Origin of the sequence: Flavobacterium sp. RHBU_3, from assembly GCF_046613565.1 — a bacterium.
GTDB lineage: Bacteria > Bacteroidota > Bacteroidia > Flavobacteriales > Flavobacteriaceae > Flavobacterium.
In genome coordinates this window covers 159,219-176,869 of the sequence record NZ_JBKJHC010000008.1, presented here as the reverse complement: position 1 = coordinate 176,869, position 17,651 = coordinate 159,219, and the positions used below count along the sequence as shown (strand labels likewise).

Annotated in this window: 14 protein-coding genes; 9 read left to right on the top strand and 5 right to left on the bottom strand. The window is 42.5% G+C overall.

Annotated elements, in window-relative coordinates:
- Positions 1–70: 70 nt before the first annotated feature.
- The 3 genes from ACLI1A_RS12825 to ACLI1A_RS12815 form a co-directional block, all read right to left on the bottom strand.
- Complete coding sequence (locus tag ACLI1A_RS12825; protein WP_411409069.1) at positions 71–2,227, bottom strand: hypothetical protein; 2,157 nt, start codon at positions 2,225–2,227, stop codon at positions 71–73.
- Between the two features lies 1 nt (position 2,228).
- Positions 2,229–4,127, bottom strand: coding sequence for a transglutaminase-like domain-containing protein (locus tag ACLI1A_RS12820; protein WP_411409068.1), 1,899 nt, complete (start codon positions 4,125–4,127; stop codon positions 2,229–2,231).
- Positions 4,128–4,259: 132 nt separating this feature from the next.
- Positions 4,260–5,369 (bottom strand): DUF6438 domain-containing protein, encoded by a 1,110-nt coding sequence (locus ACLI1A_RS12815; protein ID WP_411409067.1) that lies wholly within the window; start codon positions 5,367–5,369, stop codon positions 4,260–4,262.
- A gap of 167 nt (positions 5,370–5,536) precedes the next feature.
- On the opposite strand from ACLI1A_RS12815, the gene tgt reads away from it, so the two are divergent.
- The 8 genes from tgt (at position 5,537) to ACLI1A_RS12775 (ending at position 13,433) form a co-directional block, all read left to right on the top strand.
- On the top strand, positions 5,537–6,667 hold the full coding sequence (gene tgt / locus ACLI1A_RS12810) for a tRNA guanosine(34) transglycosylase Tgt (RefSeq protein WP_411409066.1): 1,131 nt from the start codon (positions 5,537–5,539) through the stop codon (positions 6,665–6,667).
- Positions 6,668–6,786: 119 nt separating this feature from the next.
- Complete coding sequence (locus tag ACLI1A_RS12805; protein WP_411409116.1) at positions 6,787–7,860, top strand: LptF/LptG family permease; 1,074 nt, start codon at positions 6,787–6,789, stop codon at positions 7,858–7,860.
- Positions 7,847–8,731: a DMT family transporter gene (locus tag ACLI1A_RS12800; protein ID WP_411409065.1), complete on the top strand. Its 885-nt coding sequence runs from the start codon at positions 7,847–7,849 to the stop codon at positions 8,729–8,731. The genes ACLI1A_RS12805 and ACLI1A_RS12800 overlap by 14 nt, the downstream gene beginning before the upstream one ends.
- Before the next feature lie 86 nt (positions 8,732–8,817).
- Positions 8,818–9,771 carry an acetyl-CoA carboxylase carboxyltransferase subunit alpha gene (locus ACLI1A_RS12795; protein ID WP_411409064.1) on the top strand — a complete coding sequence of 318 codons (954 nt, stop codon included), beginning with the start codon at positions 8,818–8,820 and terminating at the stop codon, positions 9,769–9,771.
- 162 nt (positions 9,772–9,933) lie between these two features.
- Positions 9,934–11,490, top strand: coding sequence for a replicative DNA helicase (gene dnaB, locus ACLI1A_RS12790; protein ID WP_411409063.1), 1,557 nt, complete (start codon positions 9,934–9,936; stop codon positions 11,488–11,490).
- Positions 11,491–11,950: 460 nt separating this feature from the next.
- The gene (locus ACLI1A_RS12785) at positions 11,951–12,904 is read left to right on the top strand and encodes a lactonase family protein (RefSeq protein ID WP_411409115.1); all 954 of its coding nucleotides are present in this window, start codon (positions 11,951–11,953) and stop codon (positions 12,902–12,904) included.
- A 30-nt stretch (positions 12,905–12,934) separates the two neighbouring features.
- Complete coding sequence (locus ACLI1A_RS12780; RefSeq protein WP_411409062.1) at positions 12,935–13,162, top strand: hypothetical protein; 228 nt, start codon at positions 12,935–12,937, stop codon at positions 13,160–13,162.
- The gene (locus tag ACLI1A_RS12775; protein ID WP_411409061.1) at positions 13,152–13,433 is read left to right on the top strand and encodes a type II toxin-antitoxin system RelE/ParE family toxin; all 282 of its coding nucleotides are present in this window, start codon (positions 13,152–13,154) and stop codon (positions 13,431–13,433) included. Before ACLI1A_RS12780 ends, ACLI1A_RS12775 begins: the two co-directional genes overlap by 11 nt.
- 106 nt (positions 13,434–13,539) lie before the next feature.
- Here the strand turns inward: ACLI1A_RS12775 and ACLI1A_RS12770 are convergent, their stop codons facing one another.
- Positions 13,540–15,210: a PNGase F N-terminal domain-containing protein gene (locus ACLI1A_RS12770; RefSeq protein ID WP_411409060.1), complete on the bottom strand. Its 1,671-nt coding sequence runs from the start codon at positions 15,208–15,210 to the stop codon at positions 13,540–13,542.
- A gap of 92 nt (positions 15,211–15,302) precedes the next feature.
- On the bottom strand, positions 15,303–16,484 hold the full coding sequence (locus ACLI1A_RS12765; protein ID WP_411409059.1) for a hypothetical protein: 1,182 nt from the start codon (positions 16,482–16,484) through the stop codon (positions 15,303–15,305).
- 233 nt (positions 16,485–16,717) lie between these two features.
- Here ACLI1A_RS12765 and ACLI1A_RS12760 point away from each other — a divergent pair, with 233 nt between their 5' ends.
- A complete protein-coding gene (locus ACLI1A_RS12760; RefSeq protein WP_411409058.1) occupies positions 16,718–17,566 on the top strand; it encodes a transketolase in 849 nt (282 codons plus the stop codon).
- The last annotated feature ends 85 nt before the right edge of the window (positions 17,567–17,651 follow it).

Below are 17,651 nucleotides of genomic sequence, written 5' to 3'. Positions count from 1 at the left end.
TGACCGGCAATAAAAAAACCACGAACAATTGTCCGTGGTTCTATTTTTCTAAAGCGTGCACTAAAGCAAACTATCCTTTTTTAAGCAGTACCTTTTCCTGAGTAAACTGGTAGGCTTCCTCTACAAAAGCCGCCATATCTTTCCAGTTAGCTACCGGTTCATAATAATGGGTATAGTACTTATACGCATCTATAACAAGCTTGTTACCTTCTACCTTAGCCGTGCTTATAAAGCCTCCTGTAGCTTTCTCAACTTTTTTATTCAGTTTATCAAGACCCGATACCGTATACCCTTCCGGAATGTTTACCACTATACTCTCTTTGTACGAGCGCGGGTAAGGCATATAAATATTATTAGTACGGTTCATCTCTTTTTCTTTAAGGTCTACCTGCTGGCCTATCATCTTGCCTACCTCTACCACGTAGTTAGGCCCCGCCTTTTTTATAAAGTTTTCCTTAATGGTAAACTTCTCTTTAACGGTAAACGGGCTGGTAGCACCAAAACGGCCTGTAGACACTATTTCCAGCGAGTGGCCGTCTACAGTACAAGCAAGCTCATCTTCTAAATCCGCTTTAAAACGCTCTTTGCGCTTGTCCTTTATCTTGTTCTTCAGAGCCTCATATTCCTTCACATACTGTGCGCGCTTGTCCTTATTCTTTACCATATCGATTAAGCGCTTGGTTTCATATTTATTGTAGTCTTCATCTACATAATCATAAAACATCATTTTTTCCTCCTGGTCGTCGTCTTTATTATGACCGTACATAGACTCTTCGCGTTCGGCAACCACATCGGTAAATTCAGGCGAAAATGTAAGCGTAAGGGTGCTTTCGGTACGGTTGTCCTGGTATGTAGACACCGGCATTTTTATAGTTGTTACCTTACGTTCTGCTTTTGGCACGTATACCTTCATCTTATAGGCATCGCTGTTCTCTATATCGTAATCTACCTGGTCTACGTTACTGAAAGGACTGAAAAACTGCAGGTACACAGGGTTTTCTGTATTTACCCTAAGCAGCAGTTTAAGGTTTTCTTCCAGCAGCAGGTCTTTAATACTCCCATTAGCACGCGGGGTGGCAGCTATAATATCAAAGTCTATTTTAGCATCGCGCAGGAATGCTATGTAAAAGTTAATAAAATCACGCTCATTGGAAAAGAATATCGGGTTTGTCCCATAAAGATAGAACGGGAATTGCATAATATTAGCCTCCCTAACTACAAACGCCTCTACATAACGGGTATAAAACATGTGACGGGTATAATAGTACACTGCCTTTACTTTTTCTTCTTCGGTAGCAAAAGTATTATTCCTTAAAAACTTTTTCAGGCTTCCCAAATCACCGTACGCCTTAAACTTACCATCGTAGTAATCCTGAATATCGTAAGGAGTTACCAAGCTTTTAATAATGCTTTCCTTTTTAGGAAGGAATGCCGCAGCCATATCTTCAAACTTACCCGAACGGGCAAAATAAACCTGGAACTTGTAGCAAGGCACCTCAGCCAATGGGTAGAACCAACGCGGAAAATCAAACTTTTCCACATCCTTAGCCACCAGTTCGTATTTATATTCACTATCGTCTTCTTTCGAAATTTTCTTTAGCTCAGGTGCACCATTATAAGTGGCAAAGTTTACAAAAAAGTCGTTCTCTGTAGTAAACAGCAGCCTGCGCTCCATAGTAGGATACTCATCGCTGATGGTGTTTTCTACAGCATCAAAACCATAAGCACCTACACTCTTAAACGGCTCTACAGAATATACATAGTAGTCTATAATATCACCTATTTCCAGGTTAGAAACGGCTATCTTCTTCTTATCATCAGCAGTAATAGCCTCGGCATCTACATTAACTTCTTTTTCGGTGCCATCGGGCTTAATCACCTTTACGCCTATGGTATTCTCGGCATGGCTTCTCGCTCTGTCACCTCGTTCTGAGCGAAACTTATCACGGAACGAAAACTCCGAATACTCGGTTACAGCAGCCTGATCCTGCAGCTTTACCCTTTTACGAAATGCTGTGGTATACGTAACCCTGGCGCCAAATTTATGATAATCAAAATCCTCGCTTTTGTATATTATTACAGCGCTTTCCTTTTTCCATTTTTCGGGTACGGTAAGCATTTTTTTTGCCGGGTCGTTAGCTCCCCAAAAGCGTTCTTTAATTTCGGCCTTGTCCTGAGCAAAGGCCATACCGCCACACAGCAGTAGTAATAGCAAGAGTTTTTTCATCTTATTTGGTTAATGTAATCTGGTCGTTATAAAGGGCTTTTAGTTTCCCTATGGTTTGGTTCCACTGCGCAAAATCGGATTTTTTAATCACTTCCGATTTTATGACAAAATGCTTTTTGTATATTATGGTAGTACCTTTCTGCTCATAAGAAACGTTAAAGCTGTACTGAGGCGCATCGGCTACAAGCGGCTCAGGCAGGTGGGTTACCTTATATCCGGCAGGAATATCAAGTACTACCTCAGATAAATATTCCTGACGGTAGCCGAACTCATAGTCGGTTTTGCGTTCCTTAAAATCAAGGCCTGAATATTCTTCTTCAAGATCAAGGTCTATGTACATTTCATTATCAAATGACGATACGCGGTTTTTAAGCGCAGCATCATACGACAGTGTAAGGGTAATATCCCTGTTTGAAAGATCAGACGTTACAATATTACTGATACCAAAGTTTTTATCATCACCCGAAAGATAGCGTTGCAGGGCATTGTCTTTTTTATCGTTCTTTATATGGTTATAGCCATATAAAAATGCGGCGCGGTTTTCCCCTTTCTGCGTACCTGAAATTTTACCTACAAGCTGCTCACCATCTACCTTCAGCATCGCATTATAAGTTTCTAAATTTGCTGCGGGGGCTACCACAGGTACTTTTTCTATAATATATTTGTCGCCGTCTTCTATCATTACCTCTTTACCCTGTATACGCCCGGCATACTCCCCAAAGGAGTTGTACTTCTCTGTTCCGTCCAGGTATATTTTTTTGCCGCCTTTTATCAGCGTACATATCATGTGATTGTCTACGCAAAGCGACGGCAGTGTATAGTCATACGCTATGTGGCGGGTACCTATCCAGGTAAGGCGCGCATCGTATCCTGCTTCACGCAGCATACGGCAAATAAGGTTTGCCATACCCTTACAGTCGCCATAGCGCTTGGTAAACACATTAGCTGCGCTTTCGGGTTTAAAGCCGGCGATACCGTCTTCAAAGGCTATGTAGCGAATGTTATCCTGAACCCAGTAGTAAATATTCTTTATCTTCTGTTCATCTGTCGTGCCCTTTGCGGTAAGCTCCTTTACCTTGTCTTTCAGTACTGCCGGGTTTTCCTCTATGCTGCTCACCAGCGAGTGGTACCAGCTATACAGGTCGGCAGTGTTGTTAAACAGAGTTTTCTTTGGTCCGCCTTTGGTAAAAGAATGCGCCACAAATACCAGGTGTGGGTACAAGTAGCTGGGGCCGGGCATATGGCTTTCATCGACACGGGCCGGGGCGTTTTCCAGCACATAGCTGTAAGTAGTGCTACCTCCGTTTTTAGTTACGGTCTTTTTAATGTCGTTTCCGGCAAAGTTGAACTCGCGTATTTCAAGTTCCAGCCATTCAGGTACGGTAACCGTTATCTCTTTTTTAAGGTTAGGATATTCGTCCTGAAAGTACAATGCTGTAAAATACTTTACATCGTCATACCTTTTATCCAGCTGGTAGTTATAAGTATACCCCTGCACCGGGAAATCGATGGTAGCATATTTTACGCGGGCATCGTTATAAAACAAATCCTCGCTGGTGTAAAACTCGTCTTTTATGGCAAAGGGCGCCATACGGTCGTTACGGTATTTAAGGCTAAAGGTTTGTATGGCCGACTGGCTATCGTAAAACTCGTACTTACGTATATCGGCGCGCGAACCTATGTTCATCAGTTTTTCCTGCACGCTGTAGTTTACCGTTACCTTGTCTTTATTGGTATCAAAGGAAACCGACTCCTTGCTGCTTATAAGTGCCACATCGTCTTTATCGTACTTAGTATGCAGTTCTTTAGCCAGGGTAATATCCTCAGGTGTAGGGTCGATGTTTTTCTGCGCAGTGGCAACAGTAGCCACCAATAGCGCCGGGAGTAAAAAGCGTTTCATGCTAATAATTGATTGTACCGCCAAATATATAGCATTTCAGGATATTAACGAAAATTTAAGAAGGTTTTTAAAAGAGCTATCAGCCACAAGCAATAAGATATAGAGACCTACCCTTTAAAAACATTTATTGTATTAAAGGAATGATAAATCATCCACTTTCACAAAACGCTTTTCAAGGCCGTTCCGTTCAATAAAGTTATAGCCCAGATCCAACGTTTTGCTACCGTCTTCGGGCGGGAATTTGTAATAGCGGCCGTCGGTAATAACCATCTTATGTTCATGGCCGTACTGCATTTTATATTTTGAATTAAAAGTAATGGTAACCGTTTTAGCCTTGTCCAGTCCGGTTACCAGGGTATATTGTTCCAGCCACATTAGGATATATTCTTTTTCCCCTTCAGAAAAAATAACTCCCCATTCGGTCATTTCAGGATATTTTGAACGATACGGCTTAAGGTTTTTATCTGTAAACAGATAGATAAGGTTCCTGTAAGCCCACTGAAATTCAGCCGGGCTGCTTTGCTCGTCGTCCTGCACTTTTTTTACCGTTTTTCCATTTCTAATAAAACTAACGATAGCCGTAGCCCCATCAGACGCTTTGCTTGCATAAAAAGTGTCAAGTGATACCACATTAGCCTTTAAAAAATCACGCTCAAACTGGCTGTACTTCTCTTTGGTTACATTACCTTGAAGATAACCTTCGCTGCCGGTTATACTATTTGCCTTGTAGAGTACATTTCCTTTGCTGTCAATTTTCATACGCCCCAGCGAAGATATTACCTCAATGGCATCATAATGCTCAGCAGGATTAATAGCGTAATGCATCCGTGCCATTTTCACCACCTCGCAGCTGTTTACCCTTAGGGAAAGCATATCTCCCTTAAGATATTCTATCTTATATGCCTGCCACACTTTACCTGAGCCAAGCACAATTTTAAGGCTATCGGCACCTATGGTGTAGGTACACTTTTTCCCATCATAACCTACAACGATCCTGTCATTCAACGTATGTATTATCTGAAAACCGTGCTTATATTCGCATACGCCGTTTTCATAAAAGCCATAACCCAGCACACTTAGCCCGGGCGGCGGCGGCGAAAGTACAGAATCTCTACAGGCGGTTTCAATATACCCTGAAACAAACTTCCACTCCCCCACTATATCGCGCTTCAGCTGTTCCTCCTTTTCGTTTTTACAGGAAAAGAAAAGTAATAACAAGGGGAGGAAATAAAGTGTTTTCATGGTTTATGGTTTACTTGTAAATGTAGCATTTTTACCCCAGCTATGATTACTCTTTTTAAATTTCCGATTTCCATTTTACCACTTCTAACTTCCCTGCCATCAATCTGAAATCTAAAATCTGAAATCTGAAATCTAAAATGTATCTTTGCCGACTGTAAAAGAGTATCATGAAATTTGATTTAGTTACCAAAGACCCGCAAACCAAAGCCCGCGCCGGTGAAATAACCACCGACCACGGCACCATACAAACACCGATATTTATGCCGGTAGGTACTGCGGGTACCGTAAAAGGCGTGCACCAGCGCGAACTGAAAAACGACATTAACCCTGATATTATATTGGGCAACACCTACCACCTGTACCTGCGCCCGCAAACGGCCATACTGGAACAGGCAGGCGGCCTGCACAAATTTATGAACTGGGACCGTAACATCCTTACCGATAGTGGCGGTTACCAGGTATACTCGCTTTCGGCTAACCGTAAGATAAAGGAAGAAGGTGTAAAGTTTAAGAGCCATATAGATGGTTCGTACCACTTCTTTTCGCCGGAAAGCGTTATGGAAATTCAGCGTACCATAGGTGCCGATATTATTATGGCATTTGACGAGTGTACGCCTTACCCATGCGATTACCGCTACGCCAAGCGCAGTATGCACATGACGCACCGTTGGCTGGATCGTTGTATCACCCACCTGGAAAAGCTTCCGTTTAAGTACGGCTACAGCCAGGCGTTTTTCCCTATTGTACAAGGGAGCACCTATAAAGACCTACGCCAACAAAGTGCCGAATATATAGCCAATGCCGGTGCTGTGGGTAATGCCATAGGCGGACTAAGCGTGGGCGAACCTGCCGAAGAAATGTACGCCATGACCGATGTGGTGTGCAGCATACTACCCGAAGACAAACCACGTTACCTTATGGGCGTGGGTACTCCTATAAATATATTAGAGAACATAGCCCTGGGCGTAGATATGTTTGACTGTGTTATGCCTACCCGCAATGCCCGAAACGGTATGCTATTTACAGCTAACGGCACCATTAACATAAAAAACAAAAAGTGGGAAAACGACTTTAGCCCCGTAGACGAAATGGGCATAACGTTTGTAGATACCGAGTACACCAAAGCCTACCTGCGTCACCTGTTTGCAGCCGACGAGTTTTTGGGCAAGCAGATAGCTACCATTCACAACCTGGGCTTTTATATGTGGCTGGTGCGCGAAGCCCGTAAACATATTATAGCCGGTGATTTCCGTGAGTGGAAGGAAATGATGGTACGTAACATGAGCCAAAGGCTTTAATTGTTTTTAGTTGTTAGTTATTGGTTGTTAGGCCATTGAAATTATTAAGCATGATTACCATAAAAGGCCAACAACCAACAACCAACAACTATGAACCGACAACTGATAATAAAAAGTACATGAAAATAATAGACTGGTACATACTAAGGCGTTACCTTGTTACATTCTTTGTAATGCTGCTTATGTTTGTTCCCATAGGGATAGTTATAGACGTATCGGAAAAGGTAAACCGCATGCTGGAAAGCAAGGTGGCCTTTAAAGACATTGCCATATACTATGGTAATTTCACCATCTATTTTGCTAACCTGCTCTTCCCTATATTCCTGTTTCTGAGCATTATTTGGTTTACGAGTAAGCTGGCTAACAATACCGAGATTGTAGCCATACTAAGCTCAGGTATTTCGTTTAACCGTTTCCTTAGGCCCTATATCATAGGCGCCAGCATAGTATCCGTTATAGCGCTGCTTATGGGCTTTTTCTTTTTACCAAGGGCCAGTAAAGGGTACAACGATTTCCGCACCACACACCTTACTCGTAAGGAGGTGCGGCAAAGCACCGATGTTTACAAGCAGATTAGCGACAGCGAATACATATTTGTAAGCAGCTTTAACTATCAGAACAAAACCGGCTACAACTTTAACCTGGAAACCTTCAGGGATAACAGGCTGACAAGCAAAATAAGTGCTAACAGTATTCGCTACAACGAAAAAGACAGCACCTATACCCTAAGCAGCTACACCAAGCGTACCATAGGTTCACTGGGTGATATGATAGAAAAAGCACCGAGTAAGACGTTTAAGTTTAACTTTCAGCCGGATGACCTTACCCCTGCCATATATGCTGCCGAGACCATGACCTACGGCCAGCTAAGCGACTTTATAGACAAAGAGCGCCAGCGCGGTTCGGCTAACCTTAACTCATATCTGGTAGTACTGTATAAAAAGTACACCATACCTGTATCAGCCTTTATACTTACCTTAATAGCTGTATCGGTTTCCAGCATGAAACGCCGCGGCGGTATGGGTATGAACCTTGCTATAGGTATAGCCCTTGCCTTTACCTATGTATTCTTTGACAAGGTTTTTGGCGTACTTGCCGAAAAATCAACTTTTTCACCGTTTGTAGCCAGCTGGATCCCTAACGTTACTTTTGGTATACTGGCTTTTTACCTGCTTCGCAATGCAAGGAGATAATCTTAAAAACTACCTGCACCTGCACCTCATAGTATTTGTATGGGGCTTTACTGCCGTATTAGGCAAACTGATAAGCCTGCCTGCTTTTCAGCTGGTATGGTTTCGCATGGTTATAGCTGTAACTTTTATGTTGGCCTATGCCCTGATCATGAAGGTACCCTTTCGTATGCCCATGAAGGCTTTAATGCGACTGGTATTTGCGGGACTCATCATAGCACTCCACTGGTTTACGTTTTTTCATGCTATAAAGGTGAGTAACATATCGGTTACCCTGGCATGCCTTAGTACAGGGGCATTCTTTGCCTCCCTATTGGAACCGTTGCTGTACGGACGAAAGATTATTATATACGAAGTTATATTCGGGCTGTTTGTAATTGCCGGCCTGTACATCATATTCCATTTTGAAGGAAACTACCTTTACGGTATTCTTACCGCATTATTCAGTGCTTTTTTAAGTACGGTATTTGCCATCATAAACGGGAAATTTGCCAAAGAATACAATGCCACTGCCATATCGTTTTATGAATTACTGGGCGGTATTTTCTTCTTTTCATTATACCTTTTATACGACGGACAGTTTACACCAGGTTTCTTTGTATTGTCAGGTTCAGACTGGCTTTGGCTATTCCTGTTAGGTACAATATGTACCGCTTACGCACAGATAGCTGCTGTAAAAGTAATGGAAACCATTACCCCGTATACCATGATGCTTACCATAAACCTGGAACCTATCTATGGGATAATTCTTGCACTAATCGTATTTAGCGAAAGTGAAAAAATGAATACCTCATTTTACGTAGGCGCGGGTATTATCCTCATCACAGTGATTATCAACGGCGTGCTGAAAAACCGGAAGCCACAGGAGGGTTAATTGGTAATATTATCTATTTCGTATTAAACATAATTACTTATCTTTGTCACTTTCAACTTTTATTAAAATAAAATTTTGCCTCTACTATGGAATACCTGGATTTTGAGCTTCCTATTAAAGAACTGGAAGAGCAGTTAGAGAAATGTACCATCATAGGCCAGGAGAGCGATGTGGACGTATCGAACACCTGCAAACAGATAGAGAAAAAACTCGTAGAAACTAAGAAAAGCATATATAAAAACCTTACTGCTTGGCAAAGGGTACAGCTTTCGCGCCACCCTAACCGCCCATATACTATGGACTACATTAAAGCGCTTACAGGTGATACCTGGTTAGAGCTTTTTGGAGATCGTGCGTTTAAAGACGACAAAGCCATGGTAGGCGGACTTGCCAAAATAAACGGCCAGAGCTTTATGGTTATAGGCCAGCAAAAAGGTTTTAATACCAAAACAAGGCAGTACCGTAACTTCGGCATGGCTAACCCTGAAGGTTACCGCAAAGCATTAAGGCTTATGAAAATGGCCGAGAAATTTGGCATTCCTGTAGTTACTTTTATCGACACTCCTGGTGCTTACCCGGGCCTTGAGGCTGAAGAGCGCGGACAGGGTGAAGCTATTGCCCGAAACATTTTTGAAATGAGCCGCCTTAAAACACCAGTTATCTGCGTTATTATAGGTGAAGGCGCATCGGGTGGTGCATTAGGCATAGGCGTGGGCGACCGCGTATACATGCTGGAAAACACCTGGTACTCTGTAATTTCTCCTGAATCTTGTTCATCAATCCTTTGGAGGAGCTGGGAATACAAGGAGCAGGCTGCGGAAGCACTGAAGCTTACCAGCTTCGATATGAAAAAACAAAAGCTGATAGACGAAATTATACCGGAACCGCTTGGAGGTGCCCACTTTGACAGGGAAACAACCTTTAAAACGGTAGAAGAATACATAACCAAAGCCTACAACGAGCTGAAAGACTTATCAACAGCCGACCTTGTGGAGCAAAGGATGGAAAAATACTTTAATATGGGCGAATTCAACAAATAAGCACTGAATATCAACCCATTAAAAAAGAACTGTCCGAAGCCCCCGTGTTTCGGACTTTTTTTGTCTTATTAACAGAATTTCAAAAGTTATAAACAGGTTATAAACACCTGTCTATTAACAATTACTTAACCCTAAGGATACATTTTTAAGTACATTAGTGGAATGGAAAATATGAGGAACATCAATCCGGGAGTAAAGGTAGATAAGTCGACACTTATCAGCCTGGAAAAAGGCAAACTGCCACCACAGGCGGTAGACCTTGAGGAGGCCGTATTGGGTGCCATGATGATTGACAAAAAAGGTGTAGACGAGGTTATAGACATCCTGCAGCCCGATGCCTTTTATAAAGATGCCCACAAGCACATTTATGAGGCCATTGTACAGCTGTTTAACGACACCCAGCCTATTGACTTGCTTACCGTATCGGCTCAGTTAAAAAAGAATGCCAAGCTGGAAGCAGCCGGGGGCGACTTTTACCTGATACAGCTTACACAAAAAATTTCATCATCGGCGCACATTGAGTTCCACTCACGTATCATTCTGCAAAAGTACATTCAACGCAGCCTGATACGTTTGTCTAACGAAATTATTGAAGACGCTTACGACGAAACCACCGATGTGTTTGACCTGCTGGATAAAGCCGAAGGTAAACTGTATGAAGTAACCCAGGGTAACATTAAACGTAGTTCTGAAACAGCGCAGAGCCTTGTAATGCAGGCCAAAAAGCGTATTGAGGAAATTGCGGGTAAAGAAGGCCTTTCGGGCGTGGCAACCGGTTTCCACGAACTGGATAAACTTACCAGCGGATGGCAGCCGAGTGACCTTATCATTATAGCAGCGAGACCCGGTATGGGTAAAACCGCTTTCGTACTTTCTATGGCGCGTAACATAGCCATTACGTACGGGCACGGTGTGGCGGTATTCTCTCTGGAGATGGCATCGGTACAGCTTATTACCCGTCTTATTTCCAGCGAAACGGGGCTTTCGTCTGAAAAGTTGCGTACCGGAAAACTGGAAAAACACGAATGGGAACAGCTGAGTATCAAGGTAAAAGACCTTGAGCGTGCTCCGCTGTATATAGATGACACACCATCGTTATCGATATTCGACTTGCGTGCAAAAGCCCGAAGGCTGGCATCGCAATACGGCATCAGGATGATTATTATTGACTACCTTCAGCTAATGACTGCAGGCGGAAGCGGTAAAAACGGAGGTAACCGTGAACAGGAGATCTCTACCATATCGCGAAACCTTAAGGCTCTGGCTAAAGAACTTAACATACCTGTTATTGCACTGTCGCAGCTATCGCGTGCGGTAGAAACCAGGGGAAGCAGCAAGCGACCTCTACTTTCTGACCTTAGGGAATCGGGTGCGATTGAGCAGGATGCGGATATCGTATCGTTCATTTACCGCCCCGAGTACTATAAAATTGAGGAATGGGATGATGAAGAGCAATCGCCAACAGCTGGTCAGGCCGAGTTTATTGTAGCCAAGCACCGTAACGGTGGCTTGGATAACATCAGGCTAAAATTTATTGGTAGCCTTGGTAAGTTTGACAACCTGGACGACTTTAGTGCCTCTCCGTTTGACGAGCTGCCTTCGAGCATGAACAGCAGTGGCGGCGCTAACGACTTCCTGACCAAGAACCTGCCAAGCCCTAACGAAGCCTTTGGCAGCAACATGAACAGCAGTGCCAATGACGACGATGTACCTTTTTAGGAGCTACTGAGTTATTGAGCCGATGAGCTCCTTAGCACTTTTAGTGATTTGGACACAGAATACATTAAAACCAGAATATAAAAAACTAAGAAGCTATGTATCTAAGCAGCTTAAATAAAAACCTAAATATAACCAAGCATGAATAACAATATAGACGCGAACGAACTGATACTTACCGAGGAAATTTTAGCAATCACTGTAAAAGATGCCGAAATAGTAATCTCAGAGTAACAAATACAAAGTGCCTTTCGGGGCACTTTTTTATTATATTGCCTTACCAAAACTTCATTATGAAATTCCGTTTTTCTATAGCGCTTGTCTTTTTACTGCAATGGTGTTTCGCCCAAAAGACCTACGTGTTTTTCGGCTCGTATAATTGGGATAAGGAAAAACCCGGCATCTATGTTTACAGCCTAGACAACGCAAATGGCAAACTCATCCCAGTAACACCCTTAACGGCATAAAAAACCCGTCGTTTATTACCCTTGCCCCTAACGGCAAAACACTTTACAGCGTTACCGACAGCAAAACACCCGGTGCAGGCAGTGTAAGCAGTTATGATTTTAATGCGCAAACCGTCGCATTAACCCATACTTCCAGTCAGAGTAGCCTTGGTGAAAACCCGGTGTATGTTTCGGTACATCCTTCGGGTAAATGGCTAGCCTGTGCTAACTACACTGAAGCAGGACTTACGCTCTACCCTATTAACAATGATGGTACTATTGGCAAACCTATTCAACATATTACTTATGATAAAGGCAGCGGTATAAACCCTAAAAGGCAGGAAGCCGCACATGCACACTGTGTAGTGTTCAGCCCCGACGGAAAACAGCTTGTTGTGACTGACCTGGGTAGCGATACGCTATGGAACTATAGCTTTGAACCCACTCAAAACCCTATTGTATCTACAACAAAATTCACCGAAACCAAAATACCACCCGGCAGCGGACCAAGGCATATTACCTTTAATAAAAAAGAAGATAAACTCTATCTTATAGAAGAACTGGGTGGAGCCGTAGAAGTTTTTAATAATGAAAATGGAAAACTGACCCCAGCACAACGCATACCTGCACATGAGGAAAACAAGCGATTAACTGCTTTTGAAAGCTCAGACGTGCACCTGTCGCCCGACGAAAAGTTTCTGTATGCCAGTAATCGCATGGACGAAAACAATATAGCCATATACAGCGTGGATAGCAACGGGCAACTAAAAATTAAAGGTTACCAAAGCACCATGGGCAACCACCCGCGTACCTTTACCCTAACACCCGATGGTAACTTTGCAATAGTGTGTAATGTAAAATCCAACTCGGTTACCGTGTTTAAACGAGATAAAGTAACGGGCTTATTGCAGTATACAGGACAAGAGATACACATTGAAAACGTAACTACTGTAGCCGTGGGGAGTTATTAAATTTTGTATATTTGATAAAAACGAATTGTTATGGAAACAGTACACTTAAGGATAAATGAAGGAGTATATGAGCACGTTATGTGGCTGTTAAAGCAGTTTGACCCGAAGGATGTTGAGATTATTTCGGAGGAGTTTTTACGTACCAAGGCCGAGCTTGAAGAAGACTTGAGAGCCATAGAAGCCGGAGAAATGAAGATGTATTCTTTGGAAGAATTTGAAAAGGAAACAGACGAATTCCTGAAAAAATATGAAGATTAAAATCCTTCAAAGTTTTCGCTTAAAGTTTAATGACCAATTGCTTTATATAGCCGAGGACAAACCCGCCGCAGCTAGAAAATTTAGAAATGATGTACTAGAAAAACTAAAAGATGTACCGTCGATGCCTTACCGCAACAGGAAATCGATTTACTTTAACAATGAAAATGTAAGGGACTTAGTTTTTAAAGGATACATAATCATTTACCGCATCAAACCTGAACAAAACGAAATTGAAGTTTTCGGTTTTATAAAATATACCCGGGAGCCATAAACATAAAAGCCGCAATTACTGCGGCTTTTATGTCTTTTGTAAGTTGTGTGTAACCGCAAACTGAGACTGAGAACTGAGACTGAGAACTGAGACTGCTTACTGAAAACTACTCCTCGCCAAGCAATACACCCGAAACATTCCAGGCGCTAAAACTGCCGCCTTCGGGAGCACCCTGTGGAATTTGCACCTTTATGGTATGCGTACCGGCAGGCAAATCACCCAGTGAAATAAAGTTCGGATTTGTTACCGTACCCGGGCACCAGTTGCTTCGGCTGTAGTCTGACGACGAAAGACCGTTATCAAAATTACCCGAAGCCGGGTTAAACAGGCGGTAACTGCCGCAATCCTGTCGCCATGGTATAAACGCAAAGGTTTCTTTGCCATCCAGCGAAATGGTGTTCTTTTTTGGGATAAACTCATCGCCGTTTTCCCAGCCGCCGTGGCCTGTGGTTATATAGCGCAGTCGGGCATCCTTTAGTGGTTTACTTAGCGTAAAGGTTACTTCAAGCCCTTTATCATTATTAAACATAGTGCTGTACCCCTGCCCTGCCATTTCCATAACGTTTACCGTATCAAACAACGGAATCGCTTTCGTAGACTTGTTGTACGTAAGTTCATCGGTATGTACGGTAATTTCAAGGTTTACTTTGTGTCCGCCTTTATCATAGTTGCCTATAAACACCCCCACATACAGTTCCTTACCACTCAGGTACGGAATCAGCTCGCTAATATCCTGACGATACGGCACGGCATTGTGCCACGTTTTCCCTTTTAACTGAATGGTATTGTACTGGCTGATGCCAAACGGTGTAAAAAAGCGCATTAATTCCAGCAGTGGTGTAAAGGTGGCGGTGCGCACCATGCCTGGGTATTTTTCACCGTTGCCGTTTTCGTACATCGGTAAGGTTTTGGCACCGTTGTTTAGTCCGTCTAAGAACGATTCCTTTTGATCCTGCGGAATTACAAAAACCGAACCGGTACGGTCGTATGCATCCCCTGCCGATTGCTCTATTAATTCGGCAAACACCTGGCTACCGGCTTTAATCTCCGGGAATTTTATTTTGCGCAGCGCAATGGTTCCGTTAGCAAAACGCAGTACGCTGTCGTTAGATTTAGAGGCATCGCTGAAATTTATCTGCTGCTCTGTAAACACCGGTATGGTAGTAAAACGCGCTTTCCATATCTGGTCGCGGTAGCTCAGGTTATCAGTCACCTTTGCATTGGCAGGTAGCGCAACCGTAGCAGGCAGGTGTTTCAGCTTTTCTACTTTAGTAGCCGTAACCACAAAGTTGTTGTTACGGTTGGTTTCCAGCACCAAACCAAGCTCCTGTCCCAGTACCGATGGCGCACCTTTTATCCCCAGGGCATCGGTGTACCAAAGCTCGATGGTATTGCTGTTAATGATAATTTTAGCTTTATGACAGGTGTAACCCAATATGGTTTTAGTATCGGGCAACAACTCGAAGATTTGCTTTTTTAGCGCAACGGTATCGCGCATGGCTACAAATATACCCGGCTTTACTTCGGCAAACTGTGTATAGGATGCAGGATGCTGCACCAAAACCTGTTCGGCAGGCAGGGCTGCTTTCTTATCTAATAATTGCTGGGAAGTAACCAGTGTTTTCTCCTTATCCGAAAAAACAATCACCGGATTGGTTTCATCTTGTACCTTGCCCAGATAGCTTTTCTGATAAGTAACCTTAATGGCTGTTGGGGCTTTTTGGGCGTAAGCCATGCAACCTGCAGCAAGTGCCAGCAGGGTTATAAGCTGTTTCATTGTGTTTGTGTTAGGAGGGCTAATTTCGGGATTTTATTTTTCTACAGTAGCATAATTTTACAGCAATACAAAGCACCTTTCATAGTCCTGTTTCAATCATCGTCACTTTCAGGCTCTTTTACTGAAACGGGAAGAGTACCATAATATTCATATTGATCTAAGATTCCTAAGCCGATGGATTTTTCCTGTGGCGGTATGCTTTTAAGTTTCCTGAACTCATTTTCCTGATCCCATAACGTACTTTCGGGAATTTTATAGCAATCATTAAGTATTGGTATGAACTCAGCCGAAAAAGGTTCAAATCCAAAATCAACAAAACCTGAATCCTTTTTAAATATCCACCAAGGCTTACGGGTATTAGGAAAATAATTGCGGTAAAAGAAAAACTTTGAGGAATCTATAACGCGTTCCCTGTTATATTCATAGTTTTTTTTATCCCTGATTTTAAATTGCCTGCGGGAGGTAACTAAATAAGAATCCTCTCGATTATTTTTTATAAGCAGTACACTGTAAACATCCAGGTCTTGATCTTTTAAAACTTTAATGATAGGATCATTAAACCGATTAAATTTTGAACCGTCTTTTTTCCTGAAAATTATACATATATTTTGTACGTATATATCTCTCAAAAGGGTAGATCCACCATCTAATGCTGGTAAAATATGGCTTACCCGAATACTGCGTACCTCATTGTTTTCACTAATATAAGGATATGGTTCTCCTCCATTCACATCCGGCAAATACAGTTTCATATCTTCATAGAAAGGATTAATCAATTCAATATTAAGTTGCTGTTCCGCAATTTTCCGAATTATAAAATCTTTAAATTCATTATACCCCATCGGGGTTTCCGGCCTAACAATAATTTTAAACGGATCTTCTACATAGGTATCCCATAGAAGATAATCATGATAAGGTGATTTACCATCTAAAAAACGATAGCAAATATTTTTTTTATCGTGTAGAGTTAATGTTACAGAACCAGGAAGGCCTCTAATATCCTGAAAACCCTTCTCATTATATTTTTTATGGTAAGCCATTACGGTATTATACCCGGCAGGGATACTGTCAAAATAATAGTAATGTTCCCTGCTATAATATCTCCCTTTTATAGGGGTTACGCCGTCACCTTCCAGCATAACGTTTGCGCGGGTAACGTATTTTTCGGTTAAGTTATCCTTAAGGTATACTTTTATTGCAGGTTGTTTAGCTTGCCCAAAGGATAAACAACAGGACAAAAACAGGAAAATTAAAAAGGTGAACTTGATACTCATAATAAAATAGTTGGTGGGTTAACTTCACAGGCAATTCATTTATAAAGGTACATTTTACTCAAACACAATTACATATTGCCGTAAAAAAACGCTTAGCCACTGCTTAACAACAACTTACAAAAGTGTAAATAAAACACTTATAACTAAAAGATTTTCAACAAGTTAAACACAAACTTTTGTTTGCCAAAGCGGAAAATAGGGCTACCTTTGCAGCGTTAAATTTAATCTGACAAATGAAACCTAACACACAACAACTAAACGATTTAACCGTACAGGTAAGGCGCGATATTCTGCGCATGGTACACGCCGTAAACAGCGGCCACCCGGGCGGATCTCTGGGCTGCGCCGAATTTATGGTAAGCCTGTACCAAAGCATTATGGACCGCAAAGACGGCTGGGATATGGACGGTAAGGACGAAGACATCTTCATTCTTAGTAACGGACACATATCGCCTGTATTTTACAGCGTACTGGCACACAGCGGGTACTTTCCGGTAAGCGAACTGGCTACGTTCCGTCTGTTAAACTCAAGGCTGCAAGGCCACCCTACCACACACGAAGGCCTTCCGGGCGTACGCGTGGCATCGGGTTCACTGGGCCAGGGAATGAGCGTGGCTGTAGGTGCAGCACAAACCAAAAAACTAAACAAAGACAACCATATTGTGTATACCCTACACGGCGATGGCGAACTTCAGGAAGGACAAAACTGGGAAGCTATTATGTATGCTGCTGCCTACAAAGTAGACAACCTTATTGCTACTGTTGACCTTAACGGTAAGCAGATAGACGGCCCTACCGACGAAGTATTGCCCATGGGCAGCATTAGCGCTAAGTTTGCCGCTTTCGGCTGGGAAGTGGTAGAAATTGCAGAAGGTAACAATATTGATGCTATCCTTACCGGTATGGCCGATGCTAAGGCAAAAGCCTTTAACGGTAAACCGGTAGTAGTGCTTATGCATACCGAAATGGGTAACGGTGTAGATTTTATGATGCACACCCACGCCTGGCATGGTAAAGCACCAAACGATGCACAATTAGCTACTGCTTTAGAACAAAACGCCGAAACACTAGGAGACTATTAGTATTTAAGAATTCAGATTTCAGATTTTAGATTGAGCTTCACTCATACCGGAATTTTTCCCGCAATATAAACGATGAGTGGCAATC